The sequence below is a fragment of the Xanthomonas arboricola pv. populi genome (genome assembly GCF_002939945.1).
In the GTDB taxonomy this organism is placed as follows: Bacteria; Pseudomonadota; Gammaproteobacteria; order Xanthomonadales; family Xanthomonadaceae; genus Xanthomonas; species Xanthomonas arboricola_A.
Genome location: NZ_MDEB01000001.1, coordinates 1,176,905 through 1,194,932, shown reverse-complemented (window position 1 = coordinate 1,194,932; position 18,028 = coordinate 1,176,905). Strand labels below are relative to the sequence as shown.

17 protein-coding genes are annotated in these 18,028 nt (G+C 65.8%); 13 read left to right on the top strand and 4 right to left on the bottom strand.

The window, feature by feature from the left end; all coding sequences use genetic code 11:
* The first annotated feature begins 45 nt into the window (after positions 1-45).
* A complete protein-coding gene (locus XaplCFBP3123_RS05775) occupies positions 46-1,251 on the top strand; it encodes a D-alanyl-D-alanine carboxypeptidase family protein (RefSeq protein ID WP_016900824.1) in 1,206 nt (401 codons plus the stop codon).
* 142 nt (positions 1,252-1,393) lie between these two features.
* Here XaplCFBP3123_RS05775 and XaplCFBP3123_RS05770 read toward each other — a convergent pair whose 3' ends face one another.
* A complete protein-coding gene (locus XaplCFBP3123_RS05770; RefSeq protein ID WP_104533122.1) occupies positions 1,394-2,455 on the bottom strand; it encodes a lipid A deacylase LpxR family protein in 1,062 nt (353 codons plus the stop codon).
* Positions 2,456-2,731: 276 nt separating this feature from the next.
* On the opposite strand from XaplCFBP3123_RS05770, the gene XaplCFBP3123_RS05765 reads away from it, so the two are divergent.
* Genes XaplCFBP3123_RS05765 through lipA form a run of 3 tightly spaced genes read left to right on the top strand, consistent with a single transcriptional unit; the run spans position 2,732 to position 4,725 of the window.
* Complete coding sequence (locus XaplCFBP3123_RS05765; RefSeq protein ID WP_104533121.1) at positions 2,732-3,010, top strand: YbeD family protein; 279 nt, start codon at positions 2,732-2,734, stop codon at positions 3,008-3,010.
* Entirely contained in the window at positions 2,998-3,696 is a 699-nt protein-coding gene (lipB, locus tag XaplCFBP3123_RS05760) for a lipoyl(octanoyl) transferase LipB (protein ID WP_104533120.1), read from the top strand. The genes XaplCFBP3123_RS05765 and lipB overlap by 13 nt, the downstream gene beginning before the upstream one ends.
* Positions 3,697-3,711: 15 nt before the next feature.
* Positions 3,712-4,725 carry a lipoyl synthase gene (lipA, locus tag XaplCFBP3123_RS05755; protein ID WP_104533119.1) on the top strand — a complete coding sequence of 338 codons (1,014 nt, stop codon included), beginning with the start codon at positions 3,712-3,714 and terminating at the stop codon, positions 4,723-4,725.
* Between the two features lie 21 nt (positions 4,726-4,746).
* On the opposite strand, the gene XaplCFBP3123_RS21175 is transcribed toward lipA, so the two are convergent.
* A complete protein-coding gene (locus tag XaplCFBP3123_RS21175) occupies positions 4,747-5,022 on the bottom strand; it encodes a hypothetical protein (protein WP_146091273.1) in 276 nt (91 codons plus the stop codon).
* 80 nt (positions 5,023-5,102) lie between these two features.
* On the opposite strand from XaplCFBP3123_RS21175, the gene XaplCFBP3123_RS05750 reads away from it, so the two are divergent.
* Positions 5,103-7,262, top strand: coding sequence for a carboxy terminal-processing peptidase (locus XaplCFBP3123_RS05750; protein WP_172453121.1), 2,160 nt, complete (start codon positions 5,103-5,105; stop codon positions 7,260-7,262).
* A gap of 187 nt (positions 7,263-7,449) precedes the next feature.
* Here XaplCFBP3123_RS05750 and XaplCFBP3123_RS05745 read toward each other — a convergent pair whose 3' ends face one another.
* The gene (locus XaplCFBP3123_RS05745) at positions 7,450-8,193 is read right to left on the bottom strand and encodes a sulfite exporter TauE/SafE family protein (RefSeq protein WP_104533117.1); all 744 of its coding nucleotides are present in this window, start codon (positions 8,191-8,193) and stop codon (positions 7,450-7,452) included.
* 179 nt (positions 8,194-8,372) lie between these two features.
* On the opposite strand from XaplCFBP3123_RS05745, the gene XaplCFBP3123_RS05740 reads away from it, so the two are divergent.
* Complete coding sequence (locus tag XaplCFBP3123_RS05740) at positions 8,373-9,257, top strand: LysR substrate-binding domain-containing protein (RefSeq protein WP_104533116.1); 885 nt, start codon at positions 8,373-8,375, stop codon at positions 9,255-9,257.
* A 54-nt stretch (positions 9,258-9,311) separates the two neighbouring features.
* Here the strand turns inward: XaplCFBP3123_RS05740 and XaplCFBP3123_RS05735 are convergent, their stop codons facing one another.
* A complete protein-coding gene (locus tag XaplCFBP3123_RS05735) occupies positions 9,312-10,208 on the bottom strand; it encodes an endonuclease/exonuclease/phosphatase family protein (protein ID WP_104533115.1) in 897 nt (298 codons plus the stop codon).
* A 162-nt stretch (positions 10,209-10,370) separates the two neighbouring features.
* Here XaplCFBP3123_RS05735 and XaplCFBP3123_RS05730 point away from each other — a divergent pair, with 162 nt between their 5' ends.
* From XaplCFBP3123_RS05730 to XaplCFBP3123_RS05700, 7 genes are all read left to right on the top strand, one after another.
* The gene (locus tag XaplCFBP3123_RS05730; RefSeq protein WP_104533114.1) at positions 10,371-11,426 is read left to right on the top strand and encodes a bifunctional nicotinamide-nucleotide adenylyltransferase/Nudix hydroxylase; all 1,056 of its coding nucleotides are present in this window, start codon (positions 10,371-10,373) and stop codon (positions 11,424-11,426) included.
* A gap of 125 nt (positions 11,427-11,551) precedes the next feature.
* Positions 11,552-12,955, top strand: coding sequence for a nicotinate phosphoribosyltransferase (locus tag XaplCFBP3123_RS05725; RefSeq protein ID WP_104533113.1), 1,404 nt, complete (start codon positions 11,552-11,554; stop codon positions 12,953-12,955).
* Positions 12,956-12,977: 22 nt separating this feature from the next.
* The gene (locus tag XaplCFBP3123_RS05720) at positions 12,978-14,078 is read left to right on the top strand and encodes a hypothetical protein (protein ID WP_104533302.1); all 1,101 of its coding nucleotides are present in this window, start codon (positions 12,978-12,980) and stop codon (positions 14,076-14,078) included.
* Positions 14,071-15,135, top strand: a complete 1,065-nt coding sequence (locus XaplCFBP3123_RS05715) for a DNA methyltransferase (RefSeq protein ID WP_104533112.1) — start codon at positions 14,071-14,073, stop codon at positions 15,133-15,135. The genes XaplCFBP3123_RS05720 and XaplCFBP3123_RS05715 overlap by 8 nt, the downstream gene beginning before the upstream one ends.
* A 74-nt stretch (positions 15,136-15,209) precedes the next feature.
* Positions 15,210-15,989 (top strand): DUF2242 domain-containing protein, encoded by a 780-nt coding sequence (locus XaplCFBP3123_RS05710; protein ID WP_172453087.1) that lies wholly within the window; start codon positions 15,210-15,212, stop codon positions 15,987-15,989.
* 127 nt (positions 15,990-16,116) lie between these two features.
* On the top strand, positions 16,117-16,497 hold the full coding sequence (locus XaplCFBP3123_RS05705) for a glycine zipper 2TM domain-containing protein (protein ID WP_104533110.1): 381 nt from the start codon (positions 16,117-16,119) through the stop codon (positions 16,495-16,497).
* Between the two features lie 198 nt (positions 16,498-16,695).
* Positions 16,696-18,009: a hypothetical protein gene (locus XaplCFBP3123_RS05700; RefSeq protein ID WP_253254149.1), complete on the top strand. Its 1,314-nt coding sequence runs from the start codon at positions 16,696-16,698 to the stop codon at positions 18,007-18,009.
* Positions 18,010-18,028 lie beyond the last annotated feature (19 nt).

The following is an 18,028-nucleotide window of genomic DNA, read 5'->3' as shown; positions in this document are numbered from 1 at the left end:
ATTTCGCATTACCCAGCCTTCGGGCCCGTCAGGAGTCGTTCTTCAATGAAATTCCGCTTCGCCGCCGCTGCGGTGGCCACGTTCGCCTTTGGCCTGGTCTGCGCCCAGACGCCTGCGCCGCAGCCGACGCCTGCCGTCGCCGCTGCGCCGGCCGCCGTCCCGGTTCCGCCAGCACCCGCGCCGGCCGTGTCCAAGTCGTGGATCCTGATGGATTACGCCACCGGGCAGGTGCTGGCCGGTGAAAACATCCACCAGCAACTGGCGCCGGCCAGCATCACCAAGGTGATGACGTCCTATGTGGTCGCTGCCGAAATCAAGAACGGCAAGGTCAAGCGCGACGACCAGGTCATGATGAGCGAGCGCGCCTGGCGCGAGGGCGGTGCCGGCACCGATGGCAGCTACAGCGGCTTCCCGGTCAACCAGACCGCGCGTCTGGAAGACATGGAAAAGGGCATGGCGATCCAGTCCGGCAACGATGCCGCGATCGCATTGGCCGAACATGTGGCCGGCAGTGAAGAAGCCTTCGCCTCGCTGATGAACAGCTACGCCGCCAAGATCGGCATGAAGGACTCCTACTTCGTCAATGCGCACGGCCTCAGCGCCGAAGGCCACCATTCCACCGCCTACGACCTGGCCATGCTGGGCCGCGCGATGGTGCGCGATTACCCGGAGACCTACGCCTACAACAAGATCAAGGAATTCCAGGTCGGCAGCATCAAGCAGAACAACCGCAACCTGCTGTTGTGGCGCGACCCGGCGGTGGACGGCATCAAGACCGGCCACACCTCCGAGGCCGGCTACTGCCTGCTGAGCTCGGCCAAGCGCGGCGACCAGCGCCTGGTGGCGGTGGTGATGGGCGATTCGTCCGAGCGCCAGCGTGCCGACGACAGCCTGGCCCTGCTCAACTGGGGCTTCCGCTTCTTCGAAACCCACAGCCTGTACGCGCCCGGCAAGGTCGTGACCAAGCAGAAGGTCTGGAAGGGCCAGCAGGACGAAGTGCAGCTCGGCGTGGCCCAGCCACTGCTGGTCAGCCTGCAGCGCGGCCGCTACAACGACCTCAAGCCCAGCATGGAAGTGGCCAAGAACCTGCAGGCCCCGATCAAGCAGGGCCAGCAGATCGGCACCGTCAAGGTCAGCCTGGACGGCAAGATCATCGCCCAGGCCCCGCTGGTCGCCATCAACGCCGTGGAAGAAGGCGGCTTCTTCAAGCGCCTCTGGGATGCGTTCTGGATGTGGTGGGAATCGGAGTGATCCAAAGAAAAAGCCGGCGAAAGCCGGCTTTTTCTTTGGAATCGGGAATCGGGAATCGCGAATCGGAGAGGCGGGAATCGCAGAAGCGGCGTGTCGCTCTTGCTCTACCTATTCCCGATTCTCAGTTCCCGATTCCCAGCCCTCAAAGCATCCGACTGATCGTGAAGCTGCCATACACCGGCGTTTCGCGCTGGGTGTCGAATTCGCGGGTACGGTGATAGCGGGCGATGGCGAACTTCCAGCGGCCGTACATCACCGCCAGACCGTAGCCGACATCGCCCACGAACGGGCGCTTGTCCACGCTGTGGCTGTTGCGGAAGGTGTTGCCGTCCAGCGTGATGTCGCGCAGCACCCAGCGCGCATCGGTGGTCACGAACAGATGGCCCGACCAGCCGCTGGCGCGTCCGAGCCGGCTGGGAGCGGTATTCTCGCCGGCCGGGCGGGTCGGGGTGCTGCCGAAGTCGTCCGGCAGCTTCCAGCCGAAGCGCGCCTCGCCGCCAGCGTTCAGATGCGTGGCCATGTTGCCGACCGCGCCACCCCAATGCGAAATGAAATCCCAGCCGAAGCCGTCCGCATTGACCGCCGCATCGCTCGGCCAGCGGCGCATGCGCTCGTGCACCAGGTTGATCAGCGGCTCGTTGTGCAGCTGGTTGTCCCAGCCCTGGAATTTTTCGTCGCCCAGCGCATCGTGGATCGCATCCTGCGCTTCCTGCGCAAATGCCCACGGGCCGACCACGCCGAGCTGCAGCTGGGTGGTGCGCAGATGCGCCTCGTTGCGCGCGTTGTAACCGAAGCTCGCCAGCAGGATGCCCGCATACGGGCGATCGTCGGGAATCACATCGCGGCGGGTAGCATCGGTGGGAGTGAAAATCGCCTGGCCGATCGAGAACACCATGTTCTGCTGGTCGAACTCGCTCGGATGCAGGCGCTCCAGATAGCCGTTGACCCAGCGCGCGGTGCGCGGCAGGCAGGGGTCGTCGGTGTAGTCGACCAGATTGGGCGACACCAGCGTCAGCACCGCACCATTGGAATAGCCCTGATCCTGATCCTCTCCGCCGAACAGGTCGTTGTCGACCCGGAAGTTCACCGCCGGCGGAGTCCGGCTCATTCTGCTGGAGTCGCACTGGTCGGCGGCCAGGGCCGGCATCGACAGCCCGGAAAGAGAGAGCAGCAGGGCAGCGGACAACGCGCGCGGTCGAAGCATGGAGGGCCTGAAAAGGTAAGAGAGGGCGGTGTTCAGCAAAGGTGCCTGCGGCCACGGCTGCGCCGCGTGAATGTGTGCCGGAGCGGGAAGCATTTTCTGCGGGCGCGCTTCCGTGTAGAACCATTGCCGGCGCGTAGCTGTGTTTGGTCCTGGACTGTAATGACAGATTCTTGCTGAAAGTTGGGAGCTGACCGTCAGACTCCCTGGCAGCGACACGCTCATCGGTCCGGTCGGCGCGGGCTTGGGTTTGTCCGCCATCGTCCCGATAATGGGCGGATGGAAATCAGCACCGACAACTCCGATCACGGCTTCCAGTTTCCCGGTACCTTCGAGCTCAGCGCCATGGGCGCGGCCGAGCGCGGGCTGGAAAGCGAACTTCCGCGTCTGCTCGCCGCCACCGGCGTGGAACTGCTGGAGGAAAGTATCAGCTGGAAGCATTCGTCCAGCGGCAAATATGTCTCGGTGAAGATCGGCTTTCGCGCCGAGAGCCGCGAGCAGTTCGACGCTGCGCACCAGGCGCTGCGCGATCACCCGGAAGTGAAGTGGACGCTGTAGCGGTTCAGGCGCTGGCGAGCGCTGTTCCCGTTCTGCCAGCGCAGTTGCGCGACCTCGGTCGACAGGAGTACGCGCCGGTGTGGCGCGCGATGCAGCGTTTCACCGATGCGCGTGATGAGGCAACGGCAGACGAGGTGTGGGCGGTCGAGCATGCGCCGGTGTTTACGCTGGGCCAGGCGGGCAAGCCCGAGCACGTGCTGGCGCCGGGCGAGATTCCGGTGTTGCAGGTCGATCGCGGTGGACAGGTGACCTATCACGGCCCGGGCCAGCTGGTGGTCTATCCGCTGCTGGATCTGCGCCGGCTCAGGATCGGCGTGCGCGATTACGTGTGCAAGATCGAGCAGGCGCTGATCGATACGCTGGACGAGTGGAACATCGTCGCCGAGCGCCGCGAGGGCGCGCCGGGCGTTTACGTGGGCGGGGCCAAGATCGCCGCGCTCGGGATCCGGGTGCGGCGCGGCTGCACCTTCCACGGCCTGTCGTTCAACGTGGCGATGGACCTGGAGCCGTTCCACCGCATCAACCCCTGTGGCTACCAGGGCCTGCGGGTGACCTCGGTGCTAGACTTGGGCGGCCCCTCCGGGATGGACGCCGTCAAGGCGGTGCTGCTCGACCAGCTGGCGCGCCAGTTCGGTCTCGTGTTGCAGCCTGTCTCCGCGTTGCCCGACCTTTCGCTTCCGGCCTGAGCGCCCGTTATCGCCATGACCCAGCCTATCGCCCGTTCCATCCCCTTGCAGGTCGTCTCCGGCGACACCGCCGCACCTGCGCCGTTGCAGACCGGCGTCAAGCAGATCGGTGGCGACAAGATCAATCGCTCGCCGGTGCAGTTCGTCGATGCGCCGGTGCTGCGCAAGCCGTCGTGGATCCGCGTGCGGATTCCATCCGGCAATGCGGTGCAGAACCTCAAGGCCAAGCTGCGCGAAAACCGCCTGGTCACGGTCTGCGAGGAAGCCAGCTGCCCGAACATCCACGAATGTTTCAGCCACGGCACCGCGACCTTCATGATCCTGGGCGAGGTGTGCACGCGGCGCTGCTCGTTCTGCGATGTGGCGCACGGCCGGCCCAAGCCGCCGGATGCAAACGAGCCGGCCAGCCTGGCCACCACCGTGGCCGACATGGGCCTGAAATACGTGGTGGTGACCAGCGTGGATCGCGACGACCTGCGCGACGGCGGTGCCCAGCATTTCGTCGACTGCATTGCGGCCATCCGGGTCAGCTCACCCAAGACCCGTATCGAGATCCTGACCCCGGATTTCCGCGGCAAGGGCCGCATGGACCGCGCACTGGAGATCCTGGCGCTCAGCCCGCCGGACGTGTTCAACCACAACATCGAAACCGTGCCGGACCTGTACCCCAACGTGCGTCCGGGTGCCGACTACCAGTGGTCGCTGACCCTGCTGCAGCGCTTCAAGGCGCAGCATCCGTCCATCGCCACCAAGTCGGGCATCATGCTCGGCCTGGGCGAGACGATGGAGCAGGTGCAGGCGACCTTGCGCGACCTGCGCGCGCACGATGTGGACATGATCACCATCGGCCAGTACCTGCAGCCGACCCCGCACCACCACCCGGTGATGCGCTACTGGACGCCGGAGGAATACAAGGCGCTGGAGGACTACGGCAACGCGCTGGGCTTCAGCCATGTCGCATCCGGACCGATGGTGCGCTCGTCGTACCACGCCGACCGGCAGGCGGCCGGCGCCGGCGTCGCTGCTTGAGACAGCCGATGGCGTCCGCGCTCAGGCGGCCGCGGCCGCCAGTCCGGGCGGATGCATCGTCTGGCGCCGCAGCTCCTTGCGGGCCGGGCGCATCCCACTTGGCAACTGCGTGCGAGCGGTTGCAACGATTTCGATGCCGAGCGACGCACTAGACCCCGGATCTTTCGGGGTCTTTTCGTATCCGGCCTCTGCGTTTTTGGCCTGCAGGGTACGGTCGCGTTCACAATCCGCTACAGGCCCGGCGCTAGGCTGATTCAGCCAGCGGATGACAACGCCAGCAACTTTCGGCACTGTCATGCTGTCCGATCCGTTCACCGCCTTTCTTTCGTCGGCCCTGTGCCGAGAGCCATTCGATGACCTACAACGTTTCTGCGTCCATGAAGGCCGGCCTGCTGGCGCTGGTGTTGACCACTCCGATGGCATTGCTCGCACGCGCCGACACGGCGTTGCCGGCGGCAGCCACGCCCGATCAGGCCACAGCGACCAAGCTGGTCTATGGCCTGCTCTCCGATAGCCGCTACGCCTACCGTCCGCGCACGCTGGACGAGGCCATGACCAAGGACGTGTTCAAGCGCTATCTGGAAACCCTGGACGGCAGCAAACAGTTCTTTACCCAGACCGACATCACCGGCTTTGCGCCGCTGGAAGCAGGCGTGGGCGATGCGCTGCGCGGTGGCAAGCTGGATCCGGCGTTCCAGGTGTTCTCGGTCTACAAGAAGCGTGTCGACCAGCGCGTCAAGTACGCACGCGACCTGCTCAAGCAGGACTTCGATTTCACCGGCAGCGACAAGTTCGAGTACGACCGCAAGGATGTGCCGTGGGCTGCCGACGACAAGCAGCTGGACGTGCTGTGGCGCCAGTCGGTGATGAACGACTGGCTGCGCCTGAAGCTGGCCGGCAAGAAGCCCGAAGACATCCGCAAGACGCTGGACAAGCGCTATGCCGCGCTGGCCGATTCGGTCAACGAGTTGAAGGCCGAGGACGTGTTCCAGTTCTTCGTCAACGCCTACACCAATGCGGTCGATCCGCACACCGATTACTTCACCCCGCGCACGGCCGAAAACTTCAATCAGCAGATGTCGCTGTCGCTGGAAGGCATCGGCGCGCAGCTGCAGAAGCAGGACGACATGGTGGTGATCCGCGAGGTGATCCCGGGTGGTCCGGCGGCGGTAGATGGCACGCTCAAGCCGGGCGATCGCATCGTCGGCGTGGGCCAGGCCAAGAACGGCGCGATCGAGGATGTGATCGGCTGGCGCATCGACGATGTGGTGGCCAAGATCCGCGGCAGCAAGGACACCCAGGTGCGCCTGGAATACATCCCGGCCGAGTCGGGGATCGACGGCAAGCACCGCACAGTGACGCTGACCCGGCAGAAGGTGCGCCTGGCCGAACAGGCCGCCAAGGGCGAGACCATCACCCTGCCGGCCAAGGGCAGTGAGCCCGAGCGCCGCATCGGCATCATCAAGCTGCCGGGCTTCTATCAGGATTTCGAAGGCCGTCGTCGCAACGCGACCGACTATGCCTCGGCAACACGCGACGTCGCCAAGCTGCTGGCCGGCTTCAAGACCGACAAGGTCGACGGCGTGGTGCTGGACCTGCGCAACAACGGCGGCGGTTCGCTGGACGAAGCGATCGAGCTCACCGGCCTGTTCATCGAGCAGGGCCCGGTGGTGCAGGTGCGTGAATCCGGTGGCCGCGTCACCGTCAACGGCGACAGCAATCCCAAGGTTGCCTGGGACGGTCCGCTGGGCGTGTTGATCAATCGCGGCTCGGCGTCGGCGTCGGAGATCTTTGCCGGTGCCATCCAGGATTACGGTCGCGGTCTGGTGATCGGCGAAACCAGCTTCGGCAAGGGCACCGTGCAGAACATTGTCGACCTGGACCGCTGGCCTGCTGCAGAAGGTCAGCGCTATGGGCAGGTCAAGCTGACGATCGCGCAGTTCTTCCGCGTCAGCGGCTCCAGTACCCAGCACAAGGGCGTGGTGCCGGACATCGCGTTCCCGGCCAGCGTGGATGCCACCGAGTTCGGCGAGAGCACCTACGACAATGCGCTGCCGTGGACGCGCATTGCCGCCGCGCCGCATACCCAGTACGGCAACTTCGCACCGCTGTTGCCCAAGTTGCAGGGCCTGCATACCGCGCGCATCGCCACCGACAAGGAGTTCCAGTGGTGGGAAGAGGACGTCAAGCAGTTCCGCGATGAGAAGGCCAAGAAGTACATCTCCTTGAACGAAGCCGAGCGCGTGGCCGAGCGTCAGAAGCAGGATCAACAACGCAAGGATCGCCAGCAGGCGCGCAAGCAGCTCGGCCTGCCGCTGGATCCGCTTGCCGAAGACAGCGACGACGGCCTGACCGGCAACGAGCGCGATATCGTCAAGGACACCGCACGCGAAAAGGCTGCGGAAAAGCGCCCGGATCCGTTGCTGCACGAATCGGCCGCCATCCTGGCCGATGCGCTGGGCCTGCTGTCGCAGGACCAGCCGTTGTCGGCGCAGGTACTGCCGCAGTCGACCGCCCCGGGTCGTTGGGCCGATTGATCGTTCGCCGAGCACCTGACGGCAACATTGGGTTGAAGCACAAAAAACGCCACCGCATTGCGGTGGCGTTTTTGTTGGCCGGCCCTTTCATATGGGGCACGACGGCGCGAGCGGGCTTGACTGATGATCGATTGGACGGCTGCCGTGCCCGTGTGCCGTGCAACGCTTGATTGCGTCCGACGTGGCGTTACGCCAGTGCCTGCCAAACGCCTTGCAGGCCGAGCACCAGCAACGTGGTGAAAAAAAAGCGCCGAAACGTATCGGCGGAAATGCGATTGCGCACCCAGGCACCCAGCGACATGCCGATGGCGGTAGGCAGCAGCGCCCATAGCGACGGAGCGATCGCCGCGCCGGGTAGCGCGCCGTGCCAGGCCAGGGCACTGGCCAGCGCCAGTGTCGCAACGCCGAAACACCAGCCTAGAGACCGGATCAACAGGTCGCGCGGGAGCTGCAATGCGGTGAGGTAAGGCAGTGATGGCAGCACGAACACGCCGGTGGCGCCACTCAACAGACCGGTGACCAGGCCGGCCACTGGCCCGGCCCAGGGTTCGTGACGCGCCTGCAGCGTCCACTGTCGGCGCGCCAGCCCAAGCAGGGCATACAGCGCCAGCAGCACGCCCAACCCGGCGCGGACCAAAGTGGGATCGGCGCCTGTCATCACTCCTGCGCTCAGCCAGGTGCCGAGCGTCACGGTTGCCAGCAATGGCCACAGGCGTCGCAACAGGGCGAGCATGTCTGGTCCCCAGGCTTGCTGCACATTCGTCACCAGCGAAGGCAGCGCCAGCAACGTCGCTGCCTCGGCAGGTGTCAGCCATAGACCCAGCAGCCCCATTGCCACGGTCGGCAAGCCCATTCCGGCCACGCCCTTGACCCAGCCAGCCAGCAAAAAAATACCTGCGATCAGATACCAGTGAGTGTGCAATGTCGCCATGCAGCCAAGGATCCGGGCTTGTTCCGCAGCAGACAATGCGGGATTGTTTGATGCAGTCTTCGGTTGAGCCGAAGGCTGAGACACAGGATGCGTAGCATGGAAAGATCCATGGACGGGCCGGCCTGTTTCGTCGGCGGCGAGTGCACTTGGATTGACGTACGCGTGTGTGTGGAGCGCTCATGCATCTGGAATTTGTCGATTTACGGTTGTTCATCGCGGTGGTCGAGGCGGGCAGCATCACTGCCGGCGCGCAACGCGCGGCGTTGTCGTTGGCAGCTGCCAGCGCGCGGATTCGTGCGCTGGAGCTGCAAGTGGGCGCGGTCCTGCTGGAACGCGGGCGCCGCGGTGTCAGCCTGACCCCGGCCGGTGGTGTGTTGTTGCGGCACGCACGGCAATTGCAGCGGCAGACCGAGGCGCTGCAGCTGGAGCTGGGCGGCTACGGAGGCGGTGGGCAGGTGACGCTGCGGCTGGCGGCCAATACCGCGGCGCTGTCGGCATGGCTGCCCGAACGGTTGGCGGATTTTCTCATCGCGCATCCGCAGCTGGATCTGGCGTTGACCGAGCAGGGCAGCGACGAAGCCGCCGATGCGGTGCGCGAGGAACGCGCCGACATCGCCGTGGTCGCAGGCCATGCCGACGTCAGTGGGCTGCAGGTGCTGCCGTTTCGTGAGGATCGGCTGGTGCTGGTGATGGCTGCCGCGCATCCACTGGCCGGCGCCTCGACGCTGCGATTGAGCGAACTCGCCGGAATGGACACGCTGGGCCTGGCCGGCGACAGCGCCTTGCAACGGCACCTGCGCGTGCAGGTGAACCGCGCCGGCGTGCAGTTGCGCACGCGTGCAAAGGTACAAGGCATCGACGCGCTGTGCCGCATGCTCGCGCAAGGCATGGGCGTGGCGATTCTTCCGCACGCCGCAGTGCAACGCTCATGCGTGCGCGATCGGCTGGTGACGGTGACCCTGGATGAAGCCTGGGCACCTCGGCAACTGTCGATCGTGCTGCGTCACGGGTCTGCGTCATCGACCATGCTGCAAGCGCTGGTCGATTGGCTGCAACGCGACTGACCTGCGTAGCGTCAGACAGGCCGGCATCGTGAGCGTGTCACGCCGCCGGCACGATCAACGCGGCCAGGCGAATTCGGCCAGCACCGGATAGTGATCGGACGGCAACACACCGCCGGGGCGAGTATCCAGCGTGGAAAAGCGTGTCGGTGTCAGGCCACGGAACAGGATCCAGTCGATGCGTCGGGTCGGTTGCGTGGTGAAGTCCTGGAAGGTTTTTTCCGGGCCCTGCGGCGCCAAGACGCGTGCGCGTGCATCGCCAAGCGTGGCGGTGAGGACGCGGTAGGTGCCTTGGTCAGGATCGCTGTTGAAGTCACCGGTCAGCACCACCGGCATGGCGGCCGGCAGCGTCGCGATGCGCGACAGGATCACGCGCGCGCTGTGCTCGCGGGCGGCCTCGTCCTGGTCACGGTGGGCCAAATGCGTGTTGAGCAGATAGAAGCGGCGTTTGTCGCTGCGGCGCTCGAACAGGGCCCAGGTCACCATGCGCGGCAGGTCGGTGTTCCAGCTGCTGCTGCCGGGCACCTGTGGCGTTTCCGATAGCCAGAAGTCGCCCGATTCCACCACCGACACCGCGCGGCTGTCGTAGAACACGCCCATGTGTTCGCCGCTGCCGTCGGCGTCGCGGCCTTTGCCGAACCAGCGGTAATCAGGCAGTTGCGCAGCCAGATACTGCGCCTGTTCCTGCACCAACTCCTGCGTCCCGAAGACGTCAGGGTGCGCTTGTTCGATCGATGCCACCATCGCCGTGCGGCGCACGCTCCAGCGCTTGTCGCCGTCGGTATCCACCGGCACGCGTACGTTGAACGACATCACCCGCAAGGGTGCGGGCGCAGGAGCAGCCGAAGCCGACGCCGACGCCGACGCAGCAGCCGACGCAGGCAAGGCGATGCACAGCAGCGCGAGTGCGGCGAACAAGGAACGTGACATAGCGCGATAGGACAGGCGTGGCATGCAGGCGATTCCTCAAGGACAAATCGGCGAGTCTAATCGGCATGCATGACCGAAATGTCATTGCGACACCGCGCCGGCTTGACGTCGTCACGCATCGGCGTAGCATTTGCACCAAGCCATCGGATAGACCGCTGGCTGCCTACTCAACCGTGAGGGATTCTCATGGCACCGCAGTACGACTATCTGGTGTTTATCGGGCGTTTCGAGCCCTTTCATAACGGCCACGCCGCCGTCGCCCGCCACGCGCTGGGCAAGGCGCACAAGCTCATCGTGTTGATCGGCTCCGCCGATACCCCTCGCACCATTCGCAATCCCTGGACTGTCGCCGAACGCGCGGTGATGATCGAGTCCGCCTTGCCGGGCGAGAGCCAGCGGCTGATCCTGCGCCCGTTGCGCGACCATCTGTACAACGAAAGCCTGTGGATTGCCGAGGTGCAGCGGCAGGTTGCCGAGGCCGTGCAGGCCGATGGCGGCACGCTCGATGCACGCATCGGCCTGATCGGCATGGACAAGGACGCCAGCAGCTATTACCTGCGCGAGTTCCCGCAGTGGCCGCTGGAAGATGTGCAACATACCGCCACGCTGTCGGCCACCGAATTGCGCCGTTATCTGTTCGAGGCCGGCGAGATTGGTTTCCACGGTGGGTTGCTGATGCTGCGCGGCAACGTGCCGGCGCCGGTGTACGACATGCTGGACGCGTTCCGGCGCAATTCGCCGAGCTACGCACAGCTGGTGGCCGAATACCGTTTCATCGAGCAGTACCGCGCCGCCTGGAAGGATGCGCCGTATCCGCCGACCTTCGTCACCACCGATGCGGTGGTGGTGCATTCGGGCCACGTGCTGCTGGTGCGTCGCCGCGCCGAGCCCGGCAAGGGCCTGTGGGCATTGCCCGGTGGCTTCGTCGGCCAGGACGAAGGCCTGCTGGACGGCTGCCTGCGCGAACTGCGCGAGGAAACCCGGCTGAAAGTGCCGGTGCCGGTGCTCAAGGGGTCGTTGCGTGGACGCCAGGTGTTCGATCACCCCGAGCGCAGCTTGCGCGGGCGCACCATCACCCATGCGTTTCATTTCGAGTTTCCGGCCGGTGAACTGCCTGCGGTGCGCGGCGGCGACGATGCCGACAAGGCGCGCTGGATTCCGCTTGCCGAAGTGATGGCAATGGGGCCGCGCCTGTACGAAGATCATCTGCATATTCTCGAATTCTTCCTGGGTCGCGGCTGAGGGCGATAGCGGGTGCGTGCCGTCATCCACCAAAGGCAACCGCGCGCAATCCGAGATCGGCTTGAACCGTAGCCTCCCGCCGGCGGACAGACCGCCGGTTCATTCGACGCGAAGGAGCTTCCGTCATGCATTACCTCGATAACCTGCTGCTCAACACCGACAGCTACAAGGCCAGCCACTGGCTGCAGTATCCACCCGGTACCGATGCGGCGTTTTTCTATGTCGAATCGCGCGGTGGCGTCTACGACCAGACCGTGTTCTTCGGCCTGCAGTCGATCCTGAAAGAGGCCATCAACCGGCCGGTGACGCACGCCGACATCGACGATGCGAAGGCCTTGCTGGCCGCGCATGGCGAGCCGTTCAACGAAGCCGGCTGGCGCGATATCGTCGATCGTCTCGGCGGGCAGTTGCCGATCCGCATCCGCGCCGTGCCCGAAGGCGCGGTCGTGCCCACGCACAATGTGTTGATGACGATCGAATCCACCGATCCCAAGGCGTTCTGGGTGCCGTCGTATCTGGAAACGCTGCTATTGCGCGTGTGGTACCCGGTGACGGTGGCAACGGTGAGCTGGCAGGTGAAGCAGGTCGTGCGCGATTACCTGCAGCGCACCAGCGACGATCCGGAAGGGCAGCTGCCGTTCAAGCTGCATGACTTCGGCGCGCGTGGGGTGTCCAGCCTTGGCTCGGCCGCGCTGGGCGGTGCCGCGCATCTGGTGAACTTCCTCGGCACCGATACCTTGTCGGCGTTGTTGCTGACGCGTGCGCATTACCACACGCCGGTGGCGGGGTACTCGATTCCCGCCGCCGAGCACAGCACCATCACCAGCTGGGGCCGCGAGCGCGAGGCCGATGCGTACCGCAACATGCTGACGCAGTTCGCACGCCCCGGCTCGCTGGTGGCGGTGGTATCGGACAGCTACGACATCTATCGCGCGATCCGCGAGCATTGGGGCACCACCTTGCGCGAGGAGGTGATCGCCTCCGGCGCGACGGTGGTGATCCGTCCGGATTCGGGCGACCCGGTGGACGTGGTCGAGCAATGCCTGCTGCTGCTGGACGAGGCGTTCGGCCATCGGCTCAACGGCAAGGGCTACAAGGTGCTCAGCCATGTGCGGGTGATCCAGGGCGATGGCATCAATCCGCAGTCCCTGCGCGCGATTCTCGAACGCATCACCGCTGCCGGGTATGCCGCCGACAACGTCGCCTTCGGCATGGGCGGTGCGCTGTTGCAGAAGGTGGATCGCGACACGCAGAAGTTCGCGTTGAAGTGTTCGGCAGTGCGTGTGGACGGGCAATGGATCGATGTCTACAAGGACCCGATCACCGACAAGGGCAAGCAGAGCAAGCGCGGTCGTTTGACCTTGCTGCGCGACCGTGGCGATGGCAGCTATCGCAGCGCATTGCTGGACGACGTCGCCACGCATGCAGACAGCGAAGATGCGCTGGTGACGGTGTGGGAAAACGGCGTCATGCAGCAGGAGTGGACCCTGGAGCAGGTGCGCGCACGTGCCGACGCAGCGCGTCGCTGACGTTCGCCACGCAGGCACCGCCATGCGCGCCTTCATCGACGACGACGCGTTGCTGTCTGCCTCGCCGCTGCTGGCCGGCTTGCGCGCCGCCGCGCCCAGCCTGTGGCGGCGCGTGCCGCAGCAGGGCGAGAGCAGCCGATGGCATGCGCTGCGCATCGGCGCGCACGCATATCGGGTAGCGTTGCCGATCACCTTGACCCCGTATGCGTCGGTACGGCCGTGCTCGGCGCGGTGCGGATTCTGTTCGGAAAACCTGCGTCAACATCGCGGTGGCCCGGTGGCAGCGATGTTGCGGCCAGGGCCGGACTACTTTGCGCAGTTGCGCGCTGCGTTGCAGCTGCTGCACGAGGTGCCGTTATCGTATTCGTTGTCCGGCCTGGAGATGACCGACGATCCGGACTGGTTGCAGACCTTGCTGCAGACCTTGACGACGACGCCCACCGGACCACGCGTGGAGCAGCGCGTGCTGTACAGCAATGGCGCCGGCTTTGCGCGCGCGCAGGGAGCGCAGTTGCTCGATGCCCTGGTCGACTTCGGCCTGTCGTGGATCGAGCTGTCGCGTCACCACCCGCTGCAGGCCGGCAACGACGCGATCATGCGCTTTCGTCCCGGTGAGCCCATTGCCGATGCGGCCGTTTTCGCGCGTACGGCGCAACGCATCGCAGCGCGCCTGCCGGTGCGGCTGGTCTGCATCGTGCAGCGGGGCGGGGTGGACACTGCCGATGCCGTGGCGCAGTACCTCGCGTGGGCACGCAGCTGTGGCGCCACGCAGGTGATCTTTCGCGAGTTGTCGCGTCTGGACGATGCGTACCGCAGCAATGGCACCTGGCGCTATATCGTGCAGCATCGCATCGGCATGGAAAGCCTGTTGGCGGACTGCATGCAGCAGCCGTGGTGGTCGCGCTGGCAGGCGGACGGCATGACCGAGGGCTATTACTTCTGGAATCTGCGCATGCGCAGCGAAGACGGCCTGGACGTGGTGTTCGAAAGTGCCGACTACGCAGCCATGCACGCACGCCACGCGACCGGCGACCTTTACAAGCTGGTGTTCTTCGCCAACGGCCGCCTGTGCGCGGGCTGGGATCCGGATGCCGATGTGCTGTGGGAACCGGCCGATGGATGAACTCGATCAGCGCAGCTGGTGGATGCCGACACCGGATGAACCGTCCTGGACATTGCCCGAGGACCTGCGCGCGGCCGATCCGCTTGGCGGGCGCGACTGTGGCTGGGTCAACCAGATGCGCCCGTTCGTGCGGCACTTCAGCGTGCCGGGCGCGCAGGTATTCGACCCGTTCTGTGGATTCGGCAGCACGCTGCTGGCGGCGACGCTGGAAGGGCGTTGCGCGCATGGCATGGAGATCGATGCCGCACGTGCGCAACTGGCACGCACGCGCCTGCAACGGCACGGCATGCAGGCGCCGGTCGTGGTCGGCACGCTGGTCGACACCGCGCCCGCTGCGGCGATCGATCTGTGCCTGACCAACGTGCCGTATTTCGGTTGCCACTGGCGCGGTGAGGCGTTGCCGGGGCAGCTGTATGCCAGTGCCGATTACGCAGGCTATCTGTCCGGCATGCGCGCGGTGTTGCATGCGTTGCGCAAGCGGATGCGATCGGATGGCTTCGGCGTGGCGATGGTGGAAAACCTCGTCGTCGGCGGGCGGGTGATCCCGCAGGCGTGGGATGTGGGGCGGATCCTTGCCAGCCTGTTCACCCTGCGCGAGGAGCGGGTGCTGTGCTACCAGCGGCCGGGCGCAGCGCTGGCGCCGGCAGGCACGCACAGCAATCGCAGCCACGAGTACGCACTGATCTTCCAGCACTGCCGCGCGCGGTTGGACCTGCAGCAGGCAGCGCAGCTGCTGCAGGCGCTACGCGCAAACGGCCTGCCGGTGGATGTGCACGGCAGCTACGCTCGCTGGCTGCAGGCGCCGGCGTCGGTGCCTGAGGGGCCGGCGGATCTGGATCTGATCCTGCAGGCCGAGCAGCCGCCCTGGGACCGTCTCACTGCCTGGCTGCAGGCGCAGGGATTTGCCTTGAGCCTGTGGGGCGAGCCGTGCCGGGCGCCGGTTGCGCTGGCGGCGGTGCGTGCGCATCACTATCTGCGCGCCGAGCGCATCGGCGCAGACGGCAGCCGCCTGCAGCTGGACCTGCAGCTGCCAGCGGATGAACCGCCGCCGCCCTGAGCCGGCGGCGCGACGCCGCGCGCACATGGGTAGCGGCTATGCTCTATGCCGGTTTTGGATGCCGGAATGTCTCCATGTCTTGTTCTTCCCTGATTGCGCGCGGTGCCCTGCTTGGTGCGCTGGCAACCCTGGCCGGCTGCGGCGGCAGCAAGGGCGACACGATGCTGATGCGCGAGTCGTTCGATTCCGACGACACCTACTCGCGCAGCGTGGCGTCCACCTCGCCGCAGGCCTGCGAGGCCGCGCGCCGGGTGTTGTTGAGCCAGGGCTATGCGGTGACGCGTGCCGATGGCGCTGCGGTGGAAGGCAGCAAGAACTTCCAGCTCAAGGAAGCCGACCAGAGCGAACAACTCAATCTGCGCATTTCCTGCGCCACGCAGGACGGCGGCAAGGCGCAGGTGTTCGTCAGCGCCTTGCAGGACCGTTACGCGCTGAAGAAGAGTTCGACCTCGGCCAGCGTCGGTGTCGGCGTGCTCGGCTCGCTGTCGGTGCCGGTCGGCAGTAGCGGCGATTCGCTGGTGCGCGTGTCCAGTACCACGGTGCAGGACGCGGCCTTCTACAAGCGGTTCTTCGAGCGTCTGAATTCGTATCTGCCCAGGGTCACCGAGGCGGTGCCTGCAGCTGCTGCGCCGCCGCCAGCCCATGCGGTGTCATCTGCGCCGGCGACCTCCGTGCCCGCGGCAGCCGCGGGCGCTCAGACGGGCGAGGCGATCACGGCGCCCGCCACGCCGGCCACGGCGCCGCAACCGGCTTCAACACCGCTCGTGCAGCCACCGGTGGCACCGTTGCCGGCGGAAGCGCAAGACCCACCGCCGACGCCAGCCAAGGTGCCGCAAACCGAACCTGCAACATAGCCGTGACGGAGCGATTCAGGCTGCGCTCCAGAGCCTGAATAGCCGTTTGCGCGCTTCACGTTGCGTTCTCGAACGAGTGGTGAAAGTGGGGCCATGACTCGCCGAAGGGGCGAGATGGAGACTGACGATGAAGATGCGCAATTCCCTTGTGGGTATGTCCCTGATCGTGTTGATGGCGACGAGCACCTTGGCGCAGGCGCAAACGCGGTCGCATCAGCAGCGTTATACCGAGGCAGATGAAGGCCGCAAGTTCGGCGACGGTACGCGCGTGCGCTGCCGCAATGTCGAAGTGCAGAAGAACTCGACCGACCCCAATCGCATCGGCGGCACGGTGGCCGGCGCTGCCATCGGTGGCCTGCTGGGCAATCAGGTCGGCGGCGGTAACGGCAAGAAGCTGGCAACCGTGGCCGGTGCGGTCGCTGGTGGTGCAGCGGGCCGCACCATCCAGGGCAACCGCCAGCAAGCCAATGGCAATCGTCAGGTTGAACGCGTCTGCGAACGTCGCTGAAACTGATGCATTGAATCCTGCGAGCCCCGGTCATTCCGGGGCTTTCTACGTCTGAGGATGCAGCGCCTTGCTGCCGATCTGCATCACCTTGCATCGATGAGTGTTGTTCAGAGCTACCGCATGCGACTGCGGGCGGGATCCATACGGCTTGCCTCCGCATCTGCACCTGCCGCTGCGTCGCACAGACCGCGCGGCCGCATCTCGGTGCGTCTATGCGCCACGGCGTTGCTCGCTGTGCAGCTGCTGCAGGCCGCCTCGGCCACGCCGAGCGAGGCCGCGCGCGAGGCGTCGGTGGACTGCGTCGACGCCTTGCTGCGGCAGTTGGGTTGGGATATCCGCAACGCAGCGGCGAGTGCGCCGGCGATCCAGCGCGGCGAGCCCTGCACGCGCGCTTCGCTGGCTCAGGCGCGCGCGGCCGGCGATCTGCGGCTGACGCTGCCGGCCAGCTGGAACGCGCAACAACGCGCTGCCACGCTCGTGGCCTTGCTGGACGACACGGCCACGCAGTGCGCGTACGCGTTCGAAGTCGGTGCGGCCACGCGGCGTGCAGCCACACGGCTGCAGAACAACCCCGGTTATCGGTTTTCGGCGCTGCAACTGGGCTGGATCGGATTCGGCTGGCGTGGCGCGGCATCGCAGGGCTGGGGCGGCTTTCGCAGTTTCGGGCGTGGTTATCAGCCGCGTGGCAGCAATGCGCAGGCGCTGGACGCGTTCTATCGCGGCCAGGTGCGCTCCGAATGCGGTGTGGGGCGGCAGGTGGCCCAACTGGCCACGCAGCGTGAACTGTACGGCGATGCGGGGTTCGACCGGGTGTTCACCTCGGGCGAGTTGTCGATCGGCACGTTTCTGACCCTGCACGACACCGACAGCATCCTGCTGGGGACGCATGCCGGCGATTTCTTCGCCGACGGCAAGGCGGTCAGGACCGCGCAGTTGGGGCGGCAGGCCTTTGTCGGTGCGCCGGGGTTTATCGCGCATGTGTTCGACAAGTCGTCCCTGGACGACATCCACAACCAGGCCGAAAACTTCGTGGTGGTGGACGTCAGCGATGCGGCTGCGCAGGCGCTGGCGCTGCACGGCGGCTTTGCGCATTACGACGCGCGCAACCGGCAGATCTGGGAGCTGGCCAGGGACCTGCGCGGGCCGGGCAAGCGGCGCTTCGAGCGGCTGCTGTACGAACGCGATGCGCAGCTGCGCGCCACGCTCGACCCGCAGCAGCAGGCACGCCTGCAAACGCTGCAAGGCCTGTTGGATGACCCGTTCTACCAGGGCTTTCTGGTGTACGTGCATCCCAAAGGCATCAAGCCGATCGGGTACCACGTGGCACGCCTGCTCGATCGCAATCCGCGCACGCCGTATGCCATCGATATGACCTTGCACAATCTGCGCAGCACCTTGTACTGGCGCTGGATCGACTGGCAGCTGCAGCAGTGCGGCGCCGGCACCGCCGCGGAACAATCCATTGAGAATTCCGCCATGCCAGCGTATGCCGGGCGTGGCACCCTGCACTGATCAGATCATGAGGAGCGAT